This is a genomic window from Microbacterium sp., from assembly GCF_011620715.1.
Classification (GTDB): Bacteria; Actinomycetota; Actinomycetes; order Actinomycetales; family Microbacteriaceae; genus Microbacterium.
Genome location: NZ_WOYP01000025.1, coordinates 1 through 16,700, shown reverse-complemented (window position 1 = coordinate 16,700; position 16,700 = coordinate 1). Strand labels below are relative to the sequence as shown.

The following is a 16,700-nucleotide window of genomic DNA, read 5'->3' as shown; positions in this document are numbered from 1 at the left end:
AGCAATGGAGGTGCAAACAGTCCCACGACGAGGCCGCCGACGGCGCCGATCGCGGTGCCGCGGCTGATGAGCCCGCCACCGTGCTCCTTGACCTCGACCTTGCCCTGGGCATCCCGCGAGAGAACCACGGCGGCTTCAACAGCCAGGTCGTCCAAATCCTTGATCGTTGCGAAATCCGCTCGCGCGGAAGCCTCGTCGTCGTATGCGCCAATGAACAGTGTGTAATTGCGGTCAGCCATGATGTGGCCCCTTTCCGTTTCCTCCATTCTTGCCCAGCGCCGGTACCCCCGACAGAGCAGTTGGTCCCGGGCCAGTGCGTCCACGCCGAGCCCGGTCGCGCCGAGGGAACCGTGAAGAGTGCAGGTCACCCGCTCGACCCGCTCGGGGAGGCCGCCCACACGCAGGCGCGGCGAAGTCGTGGGCGGCACACATGGGTCCGACCGTGTGCGAGCTCGAGGGTCCGACGCCGACGGCGAGGAGGCGAGACGACGACCGCAATGGGACCATAATGGCCTATGGCGCCGACCCCTGTACTAGGGCCGAACAGGTCGGCGGCGAGTGCGAAGCCCGAGTCGGACGAGGATGAGACGAGACGCGTGTCGATCACCATCACAGGCACCATCCAGAAAGCAGCATGGCTTGAGAAGTCGATGCCGCCAGTCGAGCAGGTGGGGCCGCACGTGTGGTCGGTGCCGATCGGATTCACCGGCAATCCGGTGCGCTACACGCTCTCCTACCTCCTGACCAACGACGAGGACGAGTGCGTCGTCATCGATCCCGGCTGGGATAGCGCCGAGGGGCGGGACCAGATGGCCGCCGGGCTCGACGCGGCGGGGCTGAGCTTCGACTCGATCATCGGGGTCGTATCGACCCACCTTCATCCGGATCATCTCGGAATGGTGAGCCACCTCGCCGAATGCACCGGCGCATGGATCGGGATGCACCCGGTGGAAGCACGCACGCTCGAACGCTTTGCCGTCGAATCCGCGGGAGATGATGGCACCGCGCTCGACCGCTGGGGTGTGCCCGACGCTGCGCGCGAGTCGCTTTCGGCCAGTCCGCGGATGCTCGCCAGCATGTCTCGGCTCGCGCGCCCCACTCGACTGCTCGAGGACGGGGATCTTCTCGCACTCCCGGGCCGTAACGTGCGCGTCATCGCCACACCCGGCCACACTGCGGGCCACATCTGCCTGGTCGACCTCGATGATCGCCTGATCATGACCGGCGATCACGTCCTGCCGAGGATCACGCCGAACGTCGGCCTGGGCACGAGGCAGGACAACAGCAACGCCCTCCGGGCATATTATTCATCGCTCGAGGCCATGATCCCGTGGGATGACTTCGAGGTGTGTCCCGCACACGAGTATCGCTTCCACGGCCTCGCCCAGCGCTCACGCGACCTGCACGCCCACCACGAGGAGCGCGCCCAGGAGATCATCGACGTGCTCGCGGGCGCGTCCGAACTCACGGTGTGGCAGATCGCGGAGCGGCTGACATGGTCGAGGGGGTGGGAGGGGCTCGACGGTGGAAACCTGATCAGCGCGCTCTCCGAGACCGCATCTCACATCGAGTACCTCGCGAGCGACGACAGGCTGACGTGGTCTGGGAGAGCCGTCGCGCTCTCCCGAGCGTGAGCGTCTTGCTCGCAGCTGGATGTAGCGGGCAGGCACCAACAGCATGCAGTCCTCACGCCGTGGTGACGTCGTCTGCCTGGCGACGTCACCCCCTCAGCGAAGAACCGGATCCACCACGGCGAAACGCTGAGTGGTGATTCTGGCAAAGGGGGGCGCTTCTTGATGATCAGCTGCAGAACCACCGTCAGTCGCCCGATTCGACCGTTTCCGTCTTTGACAGGGTGAAGGGTCCCACACTGTTAGTGGGGTTTACTCGGTGCCGATGTCGCCCCTCGGTGCTAGATTCTGTCCAGGTTCAAGAGTGGTAGCTGTCGGTACCTGGCCGGCTGCCCGGCAACCCTCCGCATTGAGTGGGGTGCCCCAGGGGAAGAACCGGCCCGGCGCGACCGCGCGCGGGCAAGTCGATGGATGGTCCTCTGCGGCACCCGCTCCTTTCATGGCGCCGGGTGGGTGGTGACGCATCCCGAAAGGACGAATCATGTTCACTCTCCTCACCGCCGACAGCGACCCCGACGACCTGTCGCCCACCAACGGCTGGGGTGATGTCCCCGACTCGGACCGGCCGCTCTGGTCGCGGTACATGGTCGACTACGCGCCGTGGTTCCCCGGCGTCACGCTGATGCTCAGCATCGCACCGGGCATGCTCCGCGGTGGCACCGCGGCGCCGCGGAAGTGGAAGGACCTCGCACGGCAGCTGCACGCCGTCGGATTCACCCCGACCGACTACTACCTGCTGTGCCAGGACCTCGAGCTGCGCCTCGAGCGGCACGAACTGACAGAGGCGGAGCACAGCCGGTTCTTCGACCGGTGGGGATCAGGCCGGTTCTGGCAGTTCGTACCGAACGTCGATCTGTGGGCGCAGTGGCCGCAGCACGTGCGCGCGGGACGCTCCCCGAGGCGCGCGACCGACTACATCCTCAGCAACGGCGCGCCCCGCCCGATGGGATATGCCGTCGCCCCCGTGGGGACAACCGAAGCGCCGGTAGGCGACTGATCCGGGGTGCCCGCCGGCCGATCTCGGCGGGCACCCACACTCTCGTGCACGTCATGGATGCCGAGATCGCCGCCCGCTGAGGCAGGGCTTGGCTACTTCGGGCGCGAACACCCAGTTGAAACGCATCCGCAATGGCCGGTGAGAAATCCGCTGCCCCCGCGTACTTGGACACCGAGTCCCGACTCACCCGAACACGGATCTCGGCCGAGAAGTCGTTGACTACCGCGGTACAACTGGCCGGGTTCACACATCGGTGCACACATAGCCGTGGTCAGCCGAGAATCCTTGTGCAACCACTCGGCAACCGCGCTCAGGCGGGTGTCGATGATGTCCGGGATCACGTCGCGGTCGACCCGGAAGTGTTCATGGACCACGATGTTGCGCATCCCCGCGATCGCCGGCCACGGAACACCAGCACGCGAAGTCTTGAACTCGTTCGGCAACGCACTTGCGGCTTCGCCGATCACTGCGATGTTGCGCAGCACCGCGTCGTAGGCCATCCCGGAGATCACGGCGTCGTAGGCCATCCCGGAGATCGCGGCGTCCTCGGCACTCAAGCCCCGCGGCCAACCACGACTGATCAGTAGATGTCGGAGCGATGCCCGAGCCCGATCGCAACAATCACGAGCACGCTGTCGCGGATCTCGACGATCACACGATAGTCGCCGATCCGGTACCGCCAATAGCCGACAAGATCGCCTGTCAGACCCTTGCCGCGGGCGCGCGGGTCCTCGAGTTCGCAGACCTCATCCAGGTAGGTCTTGATGCGTCGCAGCACCTGTCGGTCGAGCTTGCGTGCCGCCTTGTCGAACTGTGCGGAGGTTTCAAGCCCCCCGCGCGTCACACGTCCAACTCATCCCACAGCTCACCCGCGGGCCGCGACTTCTTCCCCGAGGACTCCCAGTCGCGGACGACCTCGTCAGCCCAGTATCGCTCCTCGAGCTCATCAAGATGGGTCTCGATCGCTTCGCGCACATAGAACGTCTTCGAGCGGCCCGTGCCGTCACACCTACACCACTAGGTACTCTCCGCGCACACGGTAGAGGAGCGGTTCCCCCGGCTTCAGGGTCGGCAGGGTGGCGTGCTGTGGCGCGTAGCGACGTCGCGGCAGACCCCGGAAACGGAAAAAAGTGCCGGAATTCCGGCACTTTTCCCCGATCACTGTCTCAACACAGTGTGCGCCCGAAGAGACTCGAACTCCCAACCTTCTGATCCGTAGTCAGATGCTCTATCCATTGAGCTACGGGCGCATGATCGCCCTCACGAGCAGACCAGCGTCCAGAATACCCCACGCTCGGACTCCCGCCGAATCGAGGCTCCATCGGCCACGGGCACGACCTGGTCGGCACCCACCCGCGCGAACCTACTCGCCAGCCGGCTCTGCCACCTGCGCGGCCTCGAGCGCGGCGGCCTGCAGCGCCTCACCCTCGGCGAGTTTGCGCCGATGGGCCGACAGTCTGGGCAGATCCACCAGGCGCAGCGCTTGCATGCGCGCGCCGCGCATCATGTCGTAGTCCGGGTCCACGTCGGGGCGCATGCCCTCCACACGCAGTCGCCGCTCCAGGTTCGCCTCCACGTCGCCCCAGGCGGCATTCCTCGCCTGCTCGACGATCAGGCGCACGAACTCGGAATCGGCAGCGCGGTTGCGCAACTCCTTCGCGACGCGGCGGTGCAGCTTCTCGCGCCTACGGAGGTTGCGAATGTCCCGGTCGCGATAGTCGTGCATGCCATCTGGGTCGGTGAACCTGCCCCAGGCATTCTTGCGCTGCTTGCGCGCGAGCGCGGCGGCCGCTTCCTGCTCGACCGCGAGGGCGACCAGCGTCTCCTGTGCGAACGTCGCGAGGTGCACCACGTCGAACGACTCATCGTGGGCGATCGTCTCGACCAGGATGTGGTTGCGCACAGTGAGCCGCGCAGCTGCGGATGCGATCGAGACGCCCTCGGCGACGGCCTCCGAGGTCTTCGCCATCGTGCACCTCCCCAGACACGAGGGTACCGTCCGCGCGGCGCGCGCGAGTCGCGATCAGGTGGCGGAGCGGGGCGTCCGCCGCTCGAGCCCGCAGACACGACGGCGCCGATCGCGTGGAGCGATCGGCGCCGGACGTGAAGCGGATGCCCTCGGGTCAGATTCCCTTGGTGCGGAACTTCTGGACGATTCCGCATTCGAACGGGTCGCGAGCGGCGAGCCCGACGTCGTTGAGGTAGCGGATCACGATTCCGTAGGACTTCAGCAGCGTGGTCTCGGTGTAGGGAACATCGATCGTCTTGCAGTAGTCCTTCACGATCTGGCGCGCCTGCGCGAGGTGCATACGCGGCATGCTGGGGAACAGGTGATGCTCGATCTGGTAGTTGAGCCCGCCCATGAGCCAGGTCGCCCACCAGCCGCCGGAGACGTTGCGCGAGGTGCGAACCTGCTTGGTGAAGAAGTCGAGCTTCGCGTCGGCGTCGATGATCGGCATGCCCTTGTGGTTCGGGGCGAAGGCGGCACCCATGTAGATGCCGAAGACGGCCATCTGCACACCGACGAAAGCGAATGCCATGCCGAGGGGCAAGAAGAGGAACACGGGCGTGAGCACCAGCGCGAAGCGGAGAATCAACAGGCTGAGCTCGAGCCAGCGGTCCTTCACGGGGTGGCGGAAATCGAGCAGGTGACGGAACGCGAGGAAGTGCAGGTTGAGGCCTTCAAGCGTCAGGAGCGGGAAGAACAGCCATCCCTGGTGCCGGGTGATCAGGCTCATGGGCCCGCTGACCTTCTCGGCGTCTACCTCGAGGAAGCGGATGGTGTCGACCTCGATGTCGGGATCTTTGCTGACCCGGTTCGGGTTGGCGTGGTGGCGGGTGTGCTTCGAACCCCACCAGTCGCGGCTCATGCCGACGATGCCGTTGCCGAGGATCAGACCCAGGGTGTCGTTGGCGCGCCCCGAACTGAGGATCGTGCGGTGGGCGGCCTCGTGAGAGAGGAATGCGACCTGGGTGAACAGGATGCCGAGGGCTGCGGCGATGAGCAGCTGGAACCAGCTGTCGCCCAGCAGGATGAAGCCGGTGATCGCTCCGCCGAAACCGAGGGCGATGGCGATCCCGACGATGATGTAGAACCACGGCGTCCGCTCGAGCAGTCCGGTCTCGCGCACGACCTGCGACACCTTGGTGTACGCCTGCGTGATCGGGGGGAAGCTGTCTTTGCGTGCATACGTCTGGCGTACGCGACCTAGCGTGGACTCGGGAGCGGAGACTGTAGTGATCGCGACACCTGCCTGGTCGGAGCGTCCCGCGGGTGCGGGAAATGCGAAAGAGAAGGGCGGATCGCCGATCATCTGTGGCCCACACTACGCGTTGGCACATGCAGGGCCGGGTATGTGATAACAGTCTCATGAGGTGTGGGGCCGATGCCCAGGATCGGGCCGCACAGGGGACGCGCACCCTGGCGTGCTACCGTTGTCTCGGCGGATTCCTCCGCCCAGCGTCGTTGTCACGCTTCGCGGCTTTTTCTGCTGCGGCTCATTTCATACGGCGAACCGATGCGCGAACCCGCGCCGTCGCCCTCTCAGCGCCCATCTCGCGGCGTGCCATCCCGAAAGCATCCCTATGCCTACTTTCCTCGACCTCGGCGTGCCCGCGCCGCTGGCCAACGTCCTCGCCCGTGAGGGCAAGACCGAAGCCTTCCCGATCCAGACCGACACGCTTCCCGACTCCCTTGCAGGCAAAGACGTGCTCGGCCGGGGCCGCACCGGCAGCGGCAAGACCATCGCGTTCGCGCTGCCGCTGGTGGCGCGCCTGTCCGGCGCGTTCGCATCGAGCCGCTCCACGGGCCGGCCACGTGGTCTGGTGCTGGCACCGACCCGCGAACTCGCGACGCAGATCGCCGCGACCATCCAGCCGCTCGCTGCGGCCGCCGGCCTCACTGTCACCACCGTCTTCGGCGGTGTGAGCCAGAAGCCGCAGGAGACCGCGCTGCGCAACGGCGTGGACATCGTCGTGGCCTGCCCCGGCCGGCTCGAAGACCTCATGAAGCAGGGCGTCGTGCGCCTCGACCGCGTCGAGATCACGGTTCTCGATGAAGCCGACCACATGGCTGACCTGGGCTTCCTGCCCGGCGTGACCCGTATCTTGACGGCCACGCCGCAGGGCGGCCAGCGCATGCTGTTCAGCGCCACGCTCGATCGCGGCGTCGACGGCCTGGTCCGCAAGTTCCTCCGCGACGAGGTTCGCCACGAGATCGACGACCAGAGCGTCCCGCAGGGCGAGATGACGCACCGCGTCTTCCTCGTGAGCGACGAGGAGAAGGCCGACCTGGTCAAGCATCTCGCCTCGGGGCGCGGCCGCCGCATCCTCTTCACCCGCACCAAGCACCAGGCCAAGAAGCTCGCGAAGGTGCTCACGGCAGCCGGCATCCCGTCGGTGGATCTGCACGGCAACCTGTCGCAGTCTGCCCGCGAGCGCAACCTCGCCGCCTTCAGCGCCGATCCCGCCAAGGGCGGGGTGCGCGTGCTGGTCGCGACCGATGTCGCGGCGCGCGGCGTGCACGTCGACGAGGTGGAGCTCGTCGTCCACGTCGACCCGCCCATGGAGCACAAGGCGTACCTGCACCGCTCGGGCCGCACCGCCCGCGCCGGCGCCGCCGGCACCGTGGTCACCGTGACGATCCCCTCGCAGCGCCGTGACGTCGCCGACCTTCTGCGCAAGGCGGGCATCACCGCTGCGCTCGAGCAGGTCGGCGCCGAGTCCGCTCCGATCACCGAGCTCGTCGGCGAGCGCGCCGCGTACGTACGCCCCGCTCCGGTGCAGGCGCCGCAGCAGCAGCGCTCGTCCAAGCCCCGCTCGGCTCAGGCCACCCAGGGCCAGGGCCGCGGCCGCGGCAACGCGTCGGGCTCCGCCCAGGGTCGCGATCGCAACGCCACCGCCGGTTCCGGCGCCGCGCGACCGATCTACTCCACCGGCACCGGCCAGCCCGCGCACGCGCACAACCCGCGTCCGGTTCAGGCTGCGCGCCCGACCGGCTCACGCCGCGCACAGCACAACGGCACGCGCTCCGGCGCGCCGCGGGGCTGACTCGACGCACCGATGAGAAGGGCCCGAGGCGATTCGCCTCGGGCCCTTCTCATCGTCGCGATGCCCACGCCTTGACCGCTTGGCGTATTCGGCGTCGCCGAAGCCCACCAGGAAGAAGCCGATGTTCACGATCGGGATCAGGGCCAGGCTCGTCGAGCTCGGTGCTGGGGCGATCTCGGCGAGAACCGAAGCGATGGCTCGGTTCGGGCCGCTCATATCAGGGGGCACACCGCCGCGCGCGCAGGGGACTCTAGGACAGCTTCTCCACGACCGCGGCCACGCGGCGCGCCCGGGTCTCGGCGGCCTTCGCGCCCTCGACGCTCGTGACGTGCGCCTTCTGCTGACTCGGCGCGAGCTTGTCGAAGGCGTCACGCAGTCCGGCTGCGGCCAGAGCCGCCGCCAGATCATCGGGAACCTCGACCGTGCGCGGCTCGGTGTCGAGGGTCAGTTCGACGGTGATCGCCTCGCCGCCCTCCAAGCCGGTCGCGGCACGCTTGTCGGAGCTGAAGGCGATGAGGTACCTGCCGGCCATCGGCGCGACGGCGCTCCGATAGGAGTAGCTGTCGTTGACCGTCACGCTGACCAGGGGGCGCTTGCCGCCGCCGAGCTCATCCAGAACAGCCGGCGGCACCTCGATGCCGGTGTTGCTCCCGACCAGGACGAGAGTTGTCTCGAATCGCATGGGTTCGAGTGTGCCAGATCCGGATCGACGTCACCGATAGCAAACTGCACGCGGCCGCGCAAGCCCCCCGCAGCCGCAACCGGTGAGACGTAGCGTCTGCAGTGTCACCTTCACGAAAGGAGCGAACCATGGGATTCATGGAAGACGCCAAGCAAACGGCCGAGACCGCCGGACGCAAGATCCAGGACAAGTGGGAAGACACCACTGACGCCATCGGCGACAAGATCGACGAGAAGAAGGCCGACGCCGACGTGAAGAAGGCGGAAGCCGAGCGCGATTCCGTTCAGACGCGCAACGAGCTCAAAGAGCAGATGCGCAACAGCTGATCGAACTGTGAACCTCCCGGCGCCTGGCCGGAGGCAGAGCACGGAGGGCCTCGGAGAGTACTCGGGGGCCCTCTGTCGTTGTGGCCACGAGCACCTCGCGCCTATGCAGTCGGGTCAGGCGAGGGCGCAGATGCGCCAGGATGCCGAGGCCGACGCCCCCGGCTCGAGCACGATCAGGCCCGCGTCGTAGTCGTAGCGGTCCGCGTTGAAGGCGTCGGGGGCACACGTCATCGGCTCCACCGCCAGCGCCGTGCGGTGGCCCGGCTTGCCCACTCCCTTGTCGGAGGTGTATACCTGCACCCACGGGCACGCGGCATCCCACGCCATCTCGACGCCCGCGCCGGCGGCATCCGTCACCCGCACGATCGCCCGCCCGTCCTCATCGCGGCGGAGCGCGGTGTACGCATGATCGATCTCGACCGTGCCGATCTGACGGGCCTCGCGAAAGTCGAAGCGCGCAGGGTCGTCGGCCTCGACCGGTCGCAGCGCGATCGGGCTCAGCCGGCCGGGCGTGACTGCCAGCACCTCGTCGGCGGGCAGGTCGAGGGTCCAGTCGTCGACCTGACCCTCGCCTGCGACCAGGTACGGGTGCGAGGCGGTGCCCCAGGGGGCGGCATCCGGGCTCTCGTTTGTCGCGGTGACCGTCTGCGTGAGGCCGTCGGCGTCGAGCGAGAACGTCGTCTCGATCACGATGCGCCACGGGTAACCCGTCTGCGGCACGATCGCGGCCGAGAGGGTCACGTGGCTGGAGCCCTTGTCGATCGCGTCGTAGTCGAGCCATGCCGCGAGTCCGTGCAACGCGTGGCCGCGCGCCGGCTCGGTGAGGGCGACCTGGCGTTCGACGCCCCCGAACGTGTACGTGCCGTCCATGATGCGGTTCGGCCACGGGGCGAGCGTCGCGCCGCGGTACGACGGACGCACCTCGTCGGCGTCGAACGGCAGCGTGAGGTCGCGTCCGTTGCAGGTGAGCGAGCGCAGGGAAGCCCCCACGCTCGCGATGACGGCTTCGTAGGCGCCCGCGCGCAGCGCGTGCTGAGTACCGGAGAGAACAGTGCGCATGGGAGAGGTGGGCCCGCGGGGGGTCAGAAGCCCGGGCCAGTCGATTGTATGCCTCGTTCCAGCGCAGCGACAGCGCGCCGGCACGCGACGGTGGTGTCGGCGATCTGGTCGGGACGAGCGTATCCATCACACCACGCGACAGCCCCGGAGGAGACGCCCCACCTCCTCGGTTCGAGGTGGGGCGCCGGAGCGGCAGGGATCAGGGGCGCGACGCGGCCGGCGTGCGGTTCTCGGCGCTGACCATCCAGGCGAACTGCTCGAGCTTCTCGATGATCGTGTGGAGTATGTCGGCGCTCGTCGGGTCTTCGTCGTCGACCGCGTCATGCACGCCGCGGATCGTGCCGACGCTGCTCTCGAGCCGGACGGTGATCAGATCCACCGTCTCGGTCGTGTCGATCTCACCCTGGGGGTATTCGGGCAGCGTCGTGGTCGCCGCGACGATGTCGCTGCGGCCGTCGGGTACCGCGTGCAGCGCGCGCATGCGCTCGGCCACAGTGTCGCTGAACTCGCGTACGGCCTCGATGATCTCGTCGAGGATGCGGTGCGTATCGCGAAAGTTGCGGCCGACCACGTTCCAGTGGGCCTGCTTGCCCTGCCCCGCCAGCTCGAGCAGGTCGACCAGAACGGCCTGCATGTTCTCGCCGAGCTCCTTCGACGCCACGAACCCCTTCTCGGCGTTCTGGCGGCGGGTCGCCCCGGCGCCCGCGCCGCCCGGCGCGGATCGCTTCGACGAACGGCTTGCGGACTGGGACTTCTCAGTTGTTGCCATGCGGCCGACGCTAGTTGCCGGACCTGCGGACAAGGGGGCCCTTGACAAATCGGCCACCCGCGGGACTCCTCGAGCGTACGTGTGAGAGTATTCCCCCATGCCGATCACAACGCCCGCTCTCGTCGTGAACTCCGCCGCTCAGGCCTTCGAACGTGGCAGCGTGCAGCGGCGCGACGTCGGCGCGCATGACGTGCTGATCGACATCGCGTATGCCGGAATCTGCCACTCCGACATCCATCAGGTACGCGAGGAACTGGGTCGCTCGATGTTCCCGATGGTGCCTGGTCACGAGATCGCCGGCGTCGTCCGCGAGGTCGGCGCGGAGGTCACGAAGCACGCGGTCGGCGACCGCGTGGGGGTCGGATGCTTCGTCGACTCGTGCCGCGAGTGCGAGAACTGCCTGGCGGGCGAGGAGCAGTTCTGCCTGAAGGGCAGCGTCAGCACCTACAACGGGCTTCAGTACGACGGAAGCCCGACCTACGGGGGGTACAGCACCGACATCGTGGTGGACGAGAACTACGTCCTGCGCATCCCCGACGGCATCCCGCTGGACACCGCCGCTCCGCTGCTGTGCGCCGGCATCACCACCTACTCGCCCCTGCGGCACTGGAACGCCGGACCGGGAAAGCACGTCGCCGTGATCGGCATGGGCGGTCTCGGACACATGGCGGTGCAGATCGCACATGCGATGGGCGCGCACGTCACCGTGCTTTCCCGCACCCTCGCCAAGCAGGACGACGGCTTGGCGCTCGGTGCGGACGAGTACTTCGCCATCGAATCTCCGGACGCACTGAAGGCGCTGCGCAAGCGCTTCGACCTCATCATCAACACCGTCTCGGCCGATATCCCGGTCGATCGTTACCTGTCGACCCTGCGCCTCGACGGCGCCCTGGTCTTCGTCGGTCTGCCGCAGAACCCACTGCAGTTGCGCGTGTTCTCCCTCGTCGGCGCGCGCCGCTCGATCGCGGGATCGAGCATCGGCGGCATCCGCGAGACGCAGGAGATGCTCGATTTCTGCGCCGCACACGGCATCGGTGCGGTGATCGAGACGATCTCGGCCGACGAGGTCACCGCCGCATACGACCGCGTCGTCAGTGGCGACGTGAGGTTCCGGTTCGTGATCGACACGGCCACCATTCCGCAGGAATAGCCGCGCGCGTCATCCGAAGCTGACGCCTACGCCCGCAACGCGAGGGTGAACGGCAGCACGGCGGTCGCGCCCGCGCGCCGCAGTTCGCGCGCCGCGACCGTGAGCGTCCAACGGCTGTCGGCGATGTCGTCCACCAGCAGCACCGGTCCGTCTGGAATCTCGAGGCCGGAGGCGTCGAATCGATCCCATAGTCCGGCGAGCCGGAACACGCTGTTCCCGCCCGGCTCGCCGGACGGGCCGCCATTGCGGGTCGGAAGGCTCCCGAGGAACGGCAGCCGACCCACTTCGGCGAGGCTCCGCGCGAGCGAGGCAACCCGTTGCGGGCGACGCCGCGACGGCATCGCGAGGACGGATGCCGGTCGCTGAGCCCATGGCCAGTCGGTGAGCACCCGGATCGCGGCATCCCTCAGGGCGTCGGTGACCGGCGCATCGGCGCCCGCCCCGTCGAAAAGCGCGCGCAGCACGCCACCCCACCCGAGATCAGTGAGACGTGCAAGTGCGCGACCCTCTTCGGCGCGTTCGGCCGGCGGGATGTTGCCCTTGAGGGGGATGCCGAGCCGATCGCCCCCGGCCGGCCACTGGGCTCGCGGCTCGATCGGCACGCCGACGCGCGCCAGCGACGCGTCGGCCGAGGCTGCGGCTCGGTCCGCCACATCGGTCGGGTACCAGGCCCCTGCGCAGTTGTCACAGCGCCCGCACGGTGCGGCCGTGTCGTCGTCGAGCGTGCGCTGCAGAAACTCCATGCGGCACCCAGTCGTGCTCTCGTAGTCGAGCATGTGCTGCTGCTCGACTCGGCGGGCGGCGGCGATACGCTCGTAGCGCTCGGCGTCATACGCCCACGTTCGCCCGGTCGACACCCATCCGCCGCGCACCCGGCGCACGGCGCCGTCGACGTCGAGCACCTTCAGCAGCAGTTCGAGGGGGGTGCGCCGGATGTCGACGAGCGCTTCGAGGGCGGGGGTGGAGATCGGTCGATCGCCGAGCTCGGCGATCACCCGCTCGGCGCGCTCCTGGGTGGGCATCGAGGCGGTCGCGAAGTAGCGCCAGATGTCGGGGTCTTCGACTCCGGGCAGCAGCAGCACATCGGCGTTCTCGGTGGCGCGGCCGGCGCGGCCGACCTGCTGGTAGTAGGAGACCGGCGACGAGGGCGCGCCGATGTGCACGACGAAGCCGAGGTCGGGCTTGTCGAAGCCCATGCCCAGGGCGCTGGTCGCGACGAGCGCCTTGACCCGATTGCTCTTGAGCAGCGCTTCGGACTCCTCACGCTCGTCAGCATCCGTCTGCCCCGTGTAGGCCCGAACGTCGTGACCCGCCTCGCGCAGCAGCCGCGCGAGGTCCTGCGCACCGCTCACGGTCAGGCTGTAGATGATGCCCGAGCCGGGCAGGTCGCCGAGGTGGGTGAGCAGCCACGCCAGCCGCGTCCGGGCGTCGGGCAGACCAACCACGCCGAGGCGCAGGGATGCCCGGGCGAGCGGGCCTCGGATCGTCACGACGTCCGCGGCTGCGCCGGCCAGCTGTTCGGCAACATCAGTGACGACCCGGCTGTTCGCCGTCGCCGTGGTGGCGAGAATCGGCACCCCCGGCGGCATGCGGCGGATCAGCTCGCCCAGCCGCCGGTAGTCGGGCCGGAAGTCATGGCCCCAGTCGCTGATGCAGTGCGCCTCGTCGACCACCAGCATCCCCATCCGCTCGACGAGTGCCGGCAGCTGCTCGTCGCGGAACGCCGGATTGTTGAGCCGCTCGGGCGAGAGGAGCAGGACGTCGACGTCGTCGTCGCGCAGCCGCGCGAGCACGTCGGCCCACTCGTGCGCGTTCGTGGAGTTGATCGCGACAGCACGAACACCTGCCCGCTCAGCCGCCGTGATCTGATCGCGCATGAGAGCGAGGAGGGGCGAGACGAGCACGGTCGGTCCCGCGCCGCGCTGTCGCAGCAGCAGGGTCGCCACGAAGTACACGGCCGACTTGCCCCAGCCGGTGCGCTGCACGACCAGCGCGCGGCTGCTGTCGTCGACCAAGGCCTCGATCGCCTCGAACTGACCCTCATGGAAGTCGGCGTCGTCACGGCCCACGAGGATGCGGAGGATATCGAGGGCCGCCGCGCGGGTGTCCTGACTCATCCAGTAGAGTCTGTCAGCACCCTCTGACGACAGGAGGGGGAGCCTCGGGGATATCACCCGTCGCGCATGACGACCGCCGGATGCGGCATCCCTATCGTGATGATCGAGCCGCAGACGGCTCATCCACAGAGGAAGGTGTTCCATGGCCGAGAACGAACCGGAAGCGTACGGACCCGTCGACTTTCTGATCGTCCAGTTTCCTGCGGGCACATCGAACTTCAACGGCGAGATCGCCGAGGAGATCGTGCGCCTGGTCGACGCCGGGACGATCCGCGTCATCGACATGATCGTCATCACGAAGGATGCCGATGGCAACCTCGATGCCGTTGAGATCTCGGATTCCGAGGACCTCGGCCCGCTGACCGAGATCGAGGCGAGTCTTGCCGGACTGCTCGCCGAGGAGGACGTCGCCCATCTCGCCGCGGCGATGGAGCCGGGCAGCGTCGCCGGCGTGCTCGTCTACGAGAACCTCTGGGCGGCGCCTTTCGCCGCTGCAGCTCGTGGGGCGGGCGGCGTGGTCATCGCCGACGGCCGTGTCAATGCCGACGACGTCGTCGCGGCATTCGCAGCGATCGCCGAGATCGAGGCGGAAGCCGAACTGGAAGAGGCGATCGAGGAAGAGATCGCGTCCGAGCTCGCCGAGGGAGGCCGCTGACATGCTGAGAGCAGCGCGGATCGGCCGCCGGGGCGTCATCGGGGCTCCGGTGGCCAAAGCTGCGGTGGTCGGCTCCGCACTCACGCCCGGTCCCTCGCCGGTCGCAAAGGCGGCAGTCGTCGGCGCCGCCGTCACGCCGGGACGGCGCCGCCGCCTCTGAGCGCTCGCGTGGACCGCGCGCGGCGGAAGCGGATCGCGATGCTGCAGGTGGTCCGATCTGCCGATACGATCGAACGGACGATTGGATAGGGGAAGCGATGTTCGTACTGTTCGCTCTGTACCTGGTGCTGTTCCTCGCGGGCTTCTTCCTGTTCGGCGCCGCCTTCACCGCGACGGCTTTCCAGGGGCTGATCTTCACCGCCGGCATCCTGTCGGTCTCACTCGCGGTCGCTCTGCTGTTTCACACATCGCGTCGCACCTGAGCGCCGCACCGGCCCCGGCTAGCCGGCCGGGTGCGAGTGGCGGTGGTGACTGTCGGGGTAGTGCTCGTGCGTGTGCGTGATCACGGCATGGACGTGTGGATGCCGATGGCGAGTACCCGGCGCGACCGGCTCGGGGTGCGCGTGGTCGTGATGCTCTTCCGGGTGGGTGTGCCAATGCTCGTGCGCGAGCGGCTCGTGCGTGTGCGGATGCTCGTGCCGCTCGGTCAGGTGCAGCCACACCCCCAGCGCCATCAGAACCCCGGCGACGATGAGCGGGATCGTGACCGCATCCCCCATCGCGATCGCCAGCAGCGCGCCGAAGAATGGCGCGATCGAGAAGTATGCGCCTGCCCGCGCAGTGCCGATGTGGCGTAGCGCCACAATGAACAGGACCAGGCTGATGCCGTAGGCGAACAGTCCGGTCAGCATCGCCGCGAAGACGTTCAGCAGGGGCGGAAGTGCGGCGCCGAGCAGGAACGCGAGGGCCAGGTTCACCGGTCCGGCGACGAGTCCCTTCACCGCCGCCAGCCACGTCGCGTCGTGCAGGGCGACTTTGCGGGTGAGGTTGTTGTCGATCCCCCAGGCCAGGCAGGCGCCCAAGATCGCGAGGGACGGCCAAAGCCCCGAGAAGTCCGCCTGCCCGGGCCACGAGAGCGCGACCGCGCCGGCGACGATCGCGGCCATGCCCAGCGCGATGCGGCGGTCGAAGTTCTCCTTGAAAACGAACCAGGCCAGCAGCGCGGTCGCGACGCCCTCGGCGTTCAGAAGCAGCGAAGCGCCGGATGCCGGCATCCCGACCAGCCCGAACATCAGCAGCACCGGGCCGAGCACTCCCCCGAACAGCACCGCCCCCGACAGCGGGAGCAGCTCACGGCGGCTCAGGCGGACGCGAGCCGAGCGACGCACCACGCGGTAGATGCCGAGTCCGACGCCGGAACCGAGGTAAAGCAGCCCGGCGAGCATCCACGGGCTGACATCCGACAGGAGCAGCTTGGCGATGGGCGTTCCCGCGCCGAACAGCAGGGCCGCCACCAGGGCGGCCTGCACACCGGGGTTGCGCAGGGAGGTCAGTCGCACCTGCCCAGGTTACGCGGGGTGCCACGGCCGCGCCTCGGCCTCGTGCGCGGGAGGACCCTGCCGCACTTCGGTGTGAGATCGAGAACGGGTACCATGTCAACCCCTTTCACGATCAGTGACGTCCGGATGATCCTGGCCAGAGACTGGCTAGAGAAGGGGGAGGCGATGCCGGGTGACGGCCGCAATGAGACCGAGAATCAGCGCGCGGATCGCAATTGGGAAGACATCCTGCAGGAGTTGCGCGTGACGCAGACCGGGACCCAGATCCTCACCGGATTCCTCCTCGCTGTCGCTTTCCAGCCGACATTCCACGACCTGGAAGCATATGAACGCGGGCTGTACCTCTGCCTCGTCGTGCTGGCAGGCACGGCGACGATCGTCGGAATCACGCCCGTCATCATGCATCGGCGCCAGTTCCAGCACCGACAGAAAGGTCGTCTCGTGCGTAGAGCCGACCGAGTCCTGATCATTCTGCTCGTCCTGGTCACATTGCTCGCGTGCGGCGTGACAAGCCTCATCTTCGATGTCGCACTCGACCGCACCGCGGGGCTGGTCGCACTCGGCGTGGCCTTGGCCGTCAGCCTAGGCGCATGGATCGCTGTCCCGCAGATGTCGCCGCGCGGACGCCGTTCGAGGGGTGCGGATGAGGTCGGCTCCTGACCACGCGTCGACGCGATGCAGAACACCGGTGTCGCGGATCGCGGGGGTGGTTCCTCACAAGCGTGTGAGCAGGAGTGCCGAGAAGTAGGCGAGGTATGCAGCAACG

At 68.0% G+C, this 16,700-nt stretch carries 20 protein-coding genes, 1 tRNA gene, 1 pseudogene and 1 riboswitch; of the genes and pseudogenes, 9 read left to right on the top strand and 13 right to left on the bottom strand.

Annotated elements, in window-relative coordinates; all coding sequences use genetic code 11:
• Positions 1 to 239 (bottom strand): annotated as a pseudogene (locus QZV84_RS02740) (hypothetical protein); the annotation flags it as partial.
• Positions 232 to 507 carry a serine dehydratase beta chain gene (locus QZV84_RS02735; protein WP_292824940.1) on the bottom strand — a complete coding sequence of 92 codons (276 nt, stop codon included), beginning with the start codon at positions 505 to 507 and terminating at the stop codon, positions 232 to 234. The gene QZV84_RS02735 and the pseudogene QZV84_RS02740, both read right to left, overlap by 8 nt.
• Positions 508 to 596: 89 nt before the next feature.
• Here QZV84_RS02735 and QZV84_RS02730 point away from each other — a divergent pair, with 89 nt between their 5' ends.
• On the top strand, positions 597 to 1,634 hold the full coding sequence (locus QZV84_RS02730; protein WP_292824937.1) for an MBL fold metallo-hydrolase: 1,038 nt from the start codon (positions 597 to 599) through the stop codon (positions 1,632 to 1,634).
• A gap of 293 nt (positions 1,635 to 1,927) precedes the next feature.
• A riboswitch (SAM riboswitch) is annotated at positions 1,928 to 2,043 on the top strand.
• A 69-nt stretch (positions 2,044 to 2,112) separates the two neighbouring features.
• Entirely contained in the window at positions 2,113 to 2,628 is a 516-nt protein-coding gene (locus tag QZV84_RS02725; RefSeq protein ID WP_292824934.1) for a hypothetical protein, read from the top strand.
• Positions 2,629 to 2,720: 92 nt separating this feature from the next.
• Here QZV84_RS02725 and QZV84_RS02720 read toward each other — a convergent pair whose 3' ends face one another.
• From QZV84_RS02720 to QZV84_RS02695, 6 genes are all read right to left on the bottom strand, one after another.
• A complete protein-coding gene (locus QZV84_RS02720; RefSeq protein ID WP_292824932.1) occupies positions 2,721 to 3,185 on the bottom strand; it encodes a HepT-like ribonuclease domain-containing protein in 465 nt (154 codons plus the stop codon).
• A gap of 23 nt (positions 3,186 to 3,208) precedes the next feature.
• Positions 3,209 to 3,472 (bottom strand): type II toxin-antitoxin system RelE/ParE family toxin, encoded by a 264-nt coding sequence (locus QZV84_RS02715; RefSeq protein ID WP_292824929.1) that lies wholly within the window; start codon positions 3,470 to 3,472, stop codon positions 3,209 to 3,211.
• Complete coding sequence (locus QZV84_RS02710; RefSeq protein WP_292824926.1) at positions 3,469 to 3,603, bottom strand: hypothetical protein; 135 nt, start codon at positions 3,601 to 3,603, stop codon at positions 3,469 to 3,471. Before QZV84_RS02710 ends, QZV84_RS02715 begins: the two co-directional genes overlap by 4 nt.
• Before the next feature lie 202 nt (positions 3,604 to 3,805).
• Positions 3,806 to 3,878: transfer RNA gene (locus QZV84_RS02705), tRNA-Arg, on the bottom strand.
• A gap of 113 nt (positions 3,879 to 3,991) precedes the next feature.
• Positions 3,992 to 4,597: an asparagine synthase gene (locus QZV84_RS02700; RefSeq protein WP_292824924.1), complete on the bottom strand. Its 606-nt coding sequence runs from the start codon at positions 4,595 to 4,597 to the stop codon at positions 3,992 to 3,994.
• A 154-nt stretch (positions 4,598 to 4,751) separates the two neighbouring features.
• Complete coding sequence (locus QZV84_RS02695; RefSeq protein ID WP_292824921.1) at positions 4,752 to 5,942, bottom strand: acyl-CoA desaturase; 1,191 nt, start codon at positions 5,940 to 5,942, stop codon at positions 4,752 to 4,754.
• A gap of 271 nt (positions 5,943 to 6,213) precedes the next feature.
• Between QZV84_RS02695 and QZV84_RS02690 the strand changes: the two genes are divergently transcribed.
• Positions 6,214 to 7,677: a DEAD/DEAH box helicase gene (locus QZV84_RS02690; RefSeq protein WP_292824918.1), complete on the top strand. Its 1,464-nt coding sequence runs from the start codon at positions 6,214 to 6,216 to the stop codon at positions 7,675 to 7,677.
• Between the two features lie 250 nt (positions 7,678 to 7,927).
• On the opposite strand, the gene QZV84_RS02685 is transcribed toward QZV84_RS02690, so the two are convergent.
• A complete protein-coding gene (locus QZV84_RS02685; protein WP_292824915.1) occupies positions 7,928 to 8,359 on the bottom strand; it encodes a YdeI/OmpD-associated family protein in 432 nt (143 codons plus the stop codon).
• Between the two features lie 137 nt (positions 8,360 to 8,496).
• Between QZV84_RS02685 and QZV84_RS02680 the strand changes: the two genes are divergently transcribed.
• On the top strand, positions 8,497 to 8,685 hold the full coding sequence (locus tag QZV84_RS02680) for a hypothetical protein (protein WP_292824912.1): 189 nt from the start codon (positions 8,497 to 8,499) through the stop codon (positions 8,683 to 8,685).
• A gap of 114 nt (positions 8,686 to 8,799) precedes the next feature.
• Here QZV84_RS02680 and QZV84_RS02675 read toward each other — a convergent pair whose 3' ends face one another.
• Complete coding sequence (locus QZV84_RS02675; protein ID WP_292824909.1) at positions 8,800 to 9,744, bottom strand: aldose 1-epimerase family protein; 945 nt, start codon at positions 9,742 to 9,744, stop codon at positions 8,800 to 8,802.
• 199 nt (positions 9,745 to 9,943) lie between these two features.
• The gene (locus QZV84_RS02670) at positions 9,944 to 10,513 is read right to left on the bottom strand and encodes a DNA starvation/stationary phase protection protein (protein ID WP_292824906.1); all 570 of its coding nucleotides are present in this window, start codon (positions 10,511 to 10,513) and stop codon (positions 9,944 to 9,946) included.
• Positions 10,514 to 10,610: 97 nt separating this feature from the next.
• Here QZV84_RS02670 and QZV84_RS02665 point away from each other — a divergent pair, with 97 nt between their 5' ends.
• Positions 10,611 to 11,663: an NAD(P)-dependent alcohol dehydrogenase gene (locus QZV84_RS02665; RefSeq protein WP_292824904.1), complete on the top strand. Its 1,053-nt coding sequence runs from the start codon at positions 10,611 to 10,613 to the stop codon at positions 11,661 to 11,663.
• A 26-nt stretch (positions 11,664 to 11,689) separates the two neighbouring features.
• Here the strand turns inward: QZV84_RS02665 and QZV84_RS02660 are convergent, their stop codons facing one another.
• Positions 11,690 to 13,780, bottom strand: a complete 2,091-nt coding sequence (locus QZV84_RS02660; RefSeq protein WP_292824901.1) for a RecQ family ATP-dependent DNA helicase — start codon at positions 13,778 to 13,780, stop codon at positions 11,690 to 11,692.
• A 142-nt stretch (positions 13,781 to 13,922) separates the two neighbouring features.
• Here QZV84_RS02660 and QZV84_RS02655 point away from each other — a divergent pair, with 142 nt between their 5' ends.
• The 3 genes from QZV84_RS02655 to QZV84_RS02645 all read left to right on the top strand — a co-directional run bounded on the left by QZV84_RS02655 (position 13,923) and on the right by QZV84_RS02645 (position 14,857).
• On the top strand, positions 13,923 to 14,435 hold the full coding sequence (locus tag QZV84_RS02655) for a DUF6325 family protein (RefSeq protein WP_292824898.1): 513 nt from the start codon (positions 13,923 to 13,925) through the stop codon (positions 14,433 to 14,435).
• A gap of 1 nt (position 14,436) precedes the next feature.
• A complete protein-coding gene (locus tag QZV84_RS02650; protein ID WP_292824895.1) occupies positions 14,437 to 14,595 on the top strand; it encodes a hypothetical protein in 159 nt (52 codons plus the stop codon).
• A 97-nt stretch (positions 14,596 to 14,692) separates the two neighbouring features.
• A complete protein-coding gene (locus QZV84_RS02645; RefSeq protein ID WP_292824892.1) occupies positions 14,693 to 14,857 on the top strand; it encodes a hypothetical protein in 165 nt (54 codons plus the stop codon).
• 18 nt (positions 14,858 to 14,875) lie between these two features.
• Here QZV84_RS02645 and QZV84_RS02640 read toward each other — a convergent pair whose 3' ends face one another.
• Entirely contained in the window at positions 14,876 to 15,934 is a 1,059-nt protein-coding gene (locus QZV84_RS02640) for a DMT family transporter (RefSeq protein WP_292824889.1), read from the bottom strand.
• 93 nt (positions 15,935 to 16,027) lie between these two features.
• Here QZV84_RS02640 and QZV84_RS02635 point away from each other — a divergent pair, with 93 nt between their 5' ends.
• The gene (locus QZV84_RS02635; RefSeq protein ID WP_292824886.1) at positions 16,028 to 16,594 is read left to right on the top strand and encodes a DUF6328 family protein; all 567 of its coding nucleotides are present in this window, start codon (positions 16,028 to 16,030) and stop codon (positions 16,592 to 16,594) included.
• Positions 16,595 to 16,700: the final 106 nt, after the last annotated feature.

Bases quoted from the DNA above. Each gene is read 5' to 3' on its own strand.
- QZV84_RS02735 (WP_292824940.1), bottom strand. From the start codon at position 507: ATGGTCCCATTGCGGTCGTCGTCTCGCCTCCTCGCCGTCGGCGTCGGA.
- QZV84_RS02725 (WP_292824934.1), top strand. From the start codon at position 2,113: ATGTTCACTCTCCTCACCGCCGACAGCGACCCCGACGACCTGTCGCCC.
- QZV84_RS02700 (WP_292824924.1), bottom strand. From the start codon at position 4,597: ATGGCGAAGACCTCGGAGGCCGTCGCCGAGGGCGTCTCGATCGCATCC.
- QZV84_RS02695 (WP_292824921.1), bottom strand. From the start codon at position 5,942: ATGATCGGCGATCCGCCCTTCTCTTTCGCATTTCCCGCACCCGCGGGA.
- QZV84_RS02690 (WP_292824918.1), top strand. From the start codon at position 6,214: ATGCCTACTTTCCTCGACCTCGGCGTGCCCGCGCCGCTGGCCAACGTC.
- QZV84_RS02685 (WP_292824915.1), bottom strand. From the start codon at position 8,359: ATGCGATTCGAGACAACTCTCGTCCTGGTCGGGAGCAACACCGGCATC.
- QZV84_RS02680 (WP_292824912.1), top strand. From the start codon at position 8,497: ATGGAAGACGCCAAGCAAACGGCCGAGACCGCCGGACGCAAGATCCAG.
- QZV84_RS02675 (WP_292824909.1), bottom strand. From the start codon at position 9,744: ATGCGCACTGTTCTCTCCGGTACTCAGCACGCGCTGCGCGCGGGCGCC.
- QZV84_RS02670 (WP_292824906.1), bottom strand. From the start codon at position 10,513: ATGGCAACAACTGAGAAGTCCCAGTCCGCAAGCCGTTCGTCGAAGCGA.
- QZV84_RS02665 (WP_292824904.1), top strand. From the start codon at position 10,611: ATGCCGATCACAACGCCCGCTCTCGTCGTGAACTCCGCCGCTCAGGCC.
- QZV84_RS02660 (WP_292824901.1), bottom strand. From the start codon at position 13,780: ATGAGTCAGGACACCCGCGCGGCGGCCCTCGATATCCTCCGCATCCTC.
- QZV84_RS02655 (WP_292824898.1), top strand. From the start codon at position 13,923: ATGGCCGAGAACGAACCGGAAGCGTACGGACCCGTCGACTTTCTGATC.
- QZV84_RS02650 (WP_292824895.1), top strand. From the start codon at position 14,437: ATGCTGAGAGCAGCGCGGATCGGCCGCCGGGGCGTCATCGGGGCTCCG.
- QZV84_RS02645 (WP_292824892.1), top strand. From the start codon at position 14,693: ATGTTCGTACTGTTCGCTCTGTACCTGGTGCTGTTCCTCGCGGGCTTC.
- QZV84_RS02635 (WP_292824886.1), top strand. From the start codon at position 16,028: ATGTCAACCCCTTTCACGATCAGTGACGTCCGGATGATCCTGGCCAGA.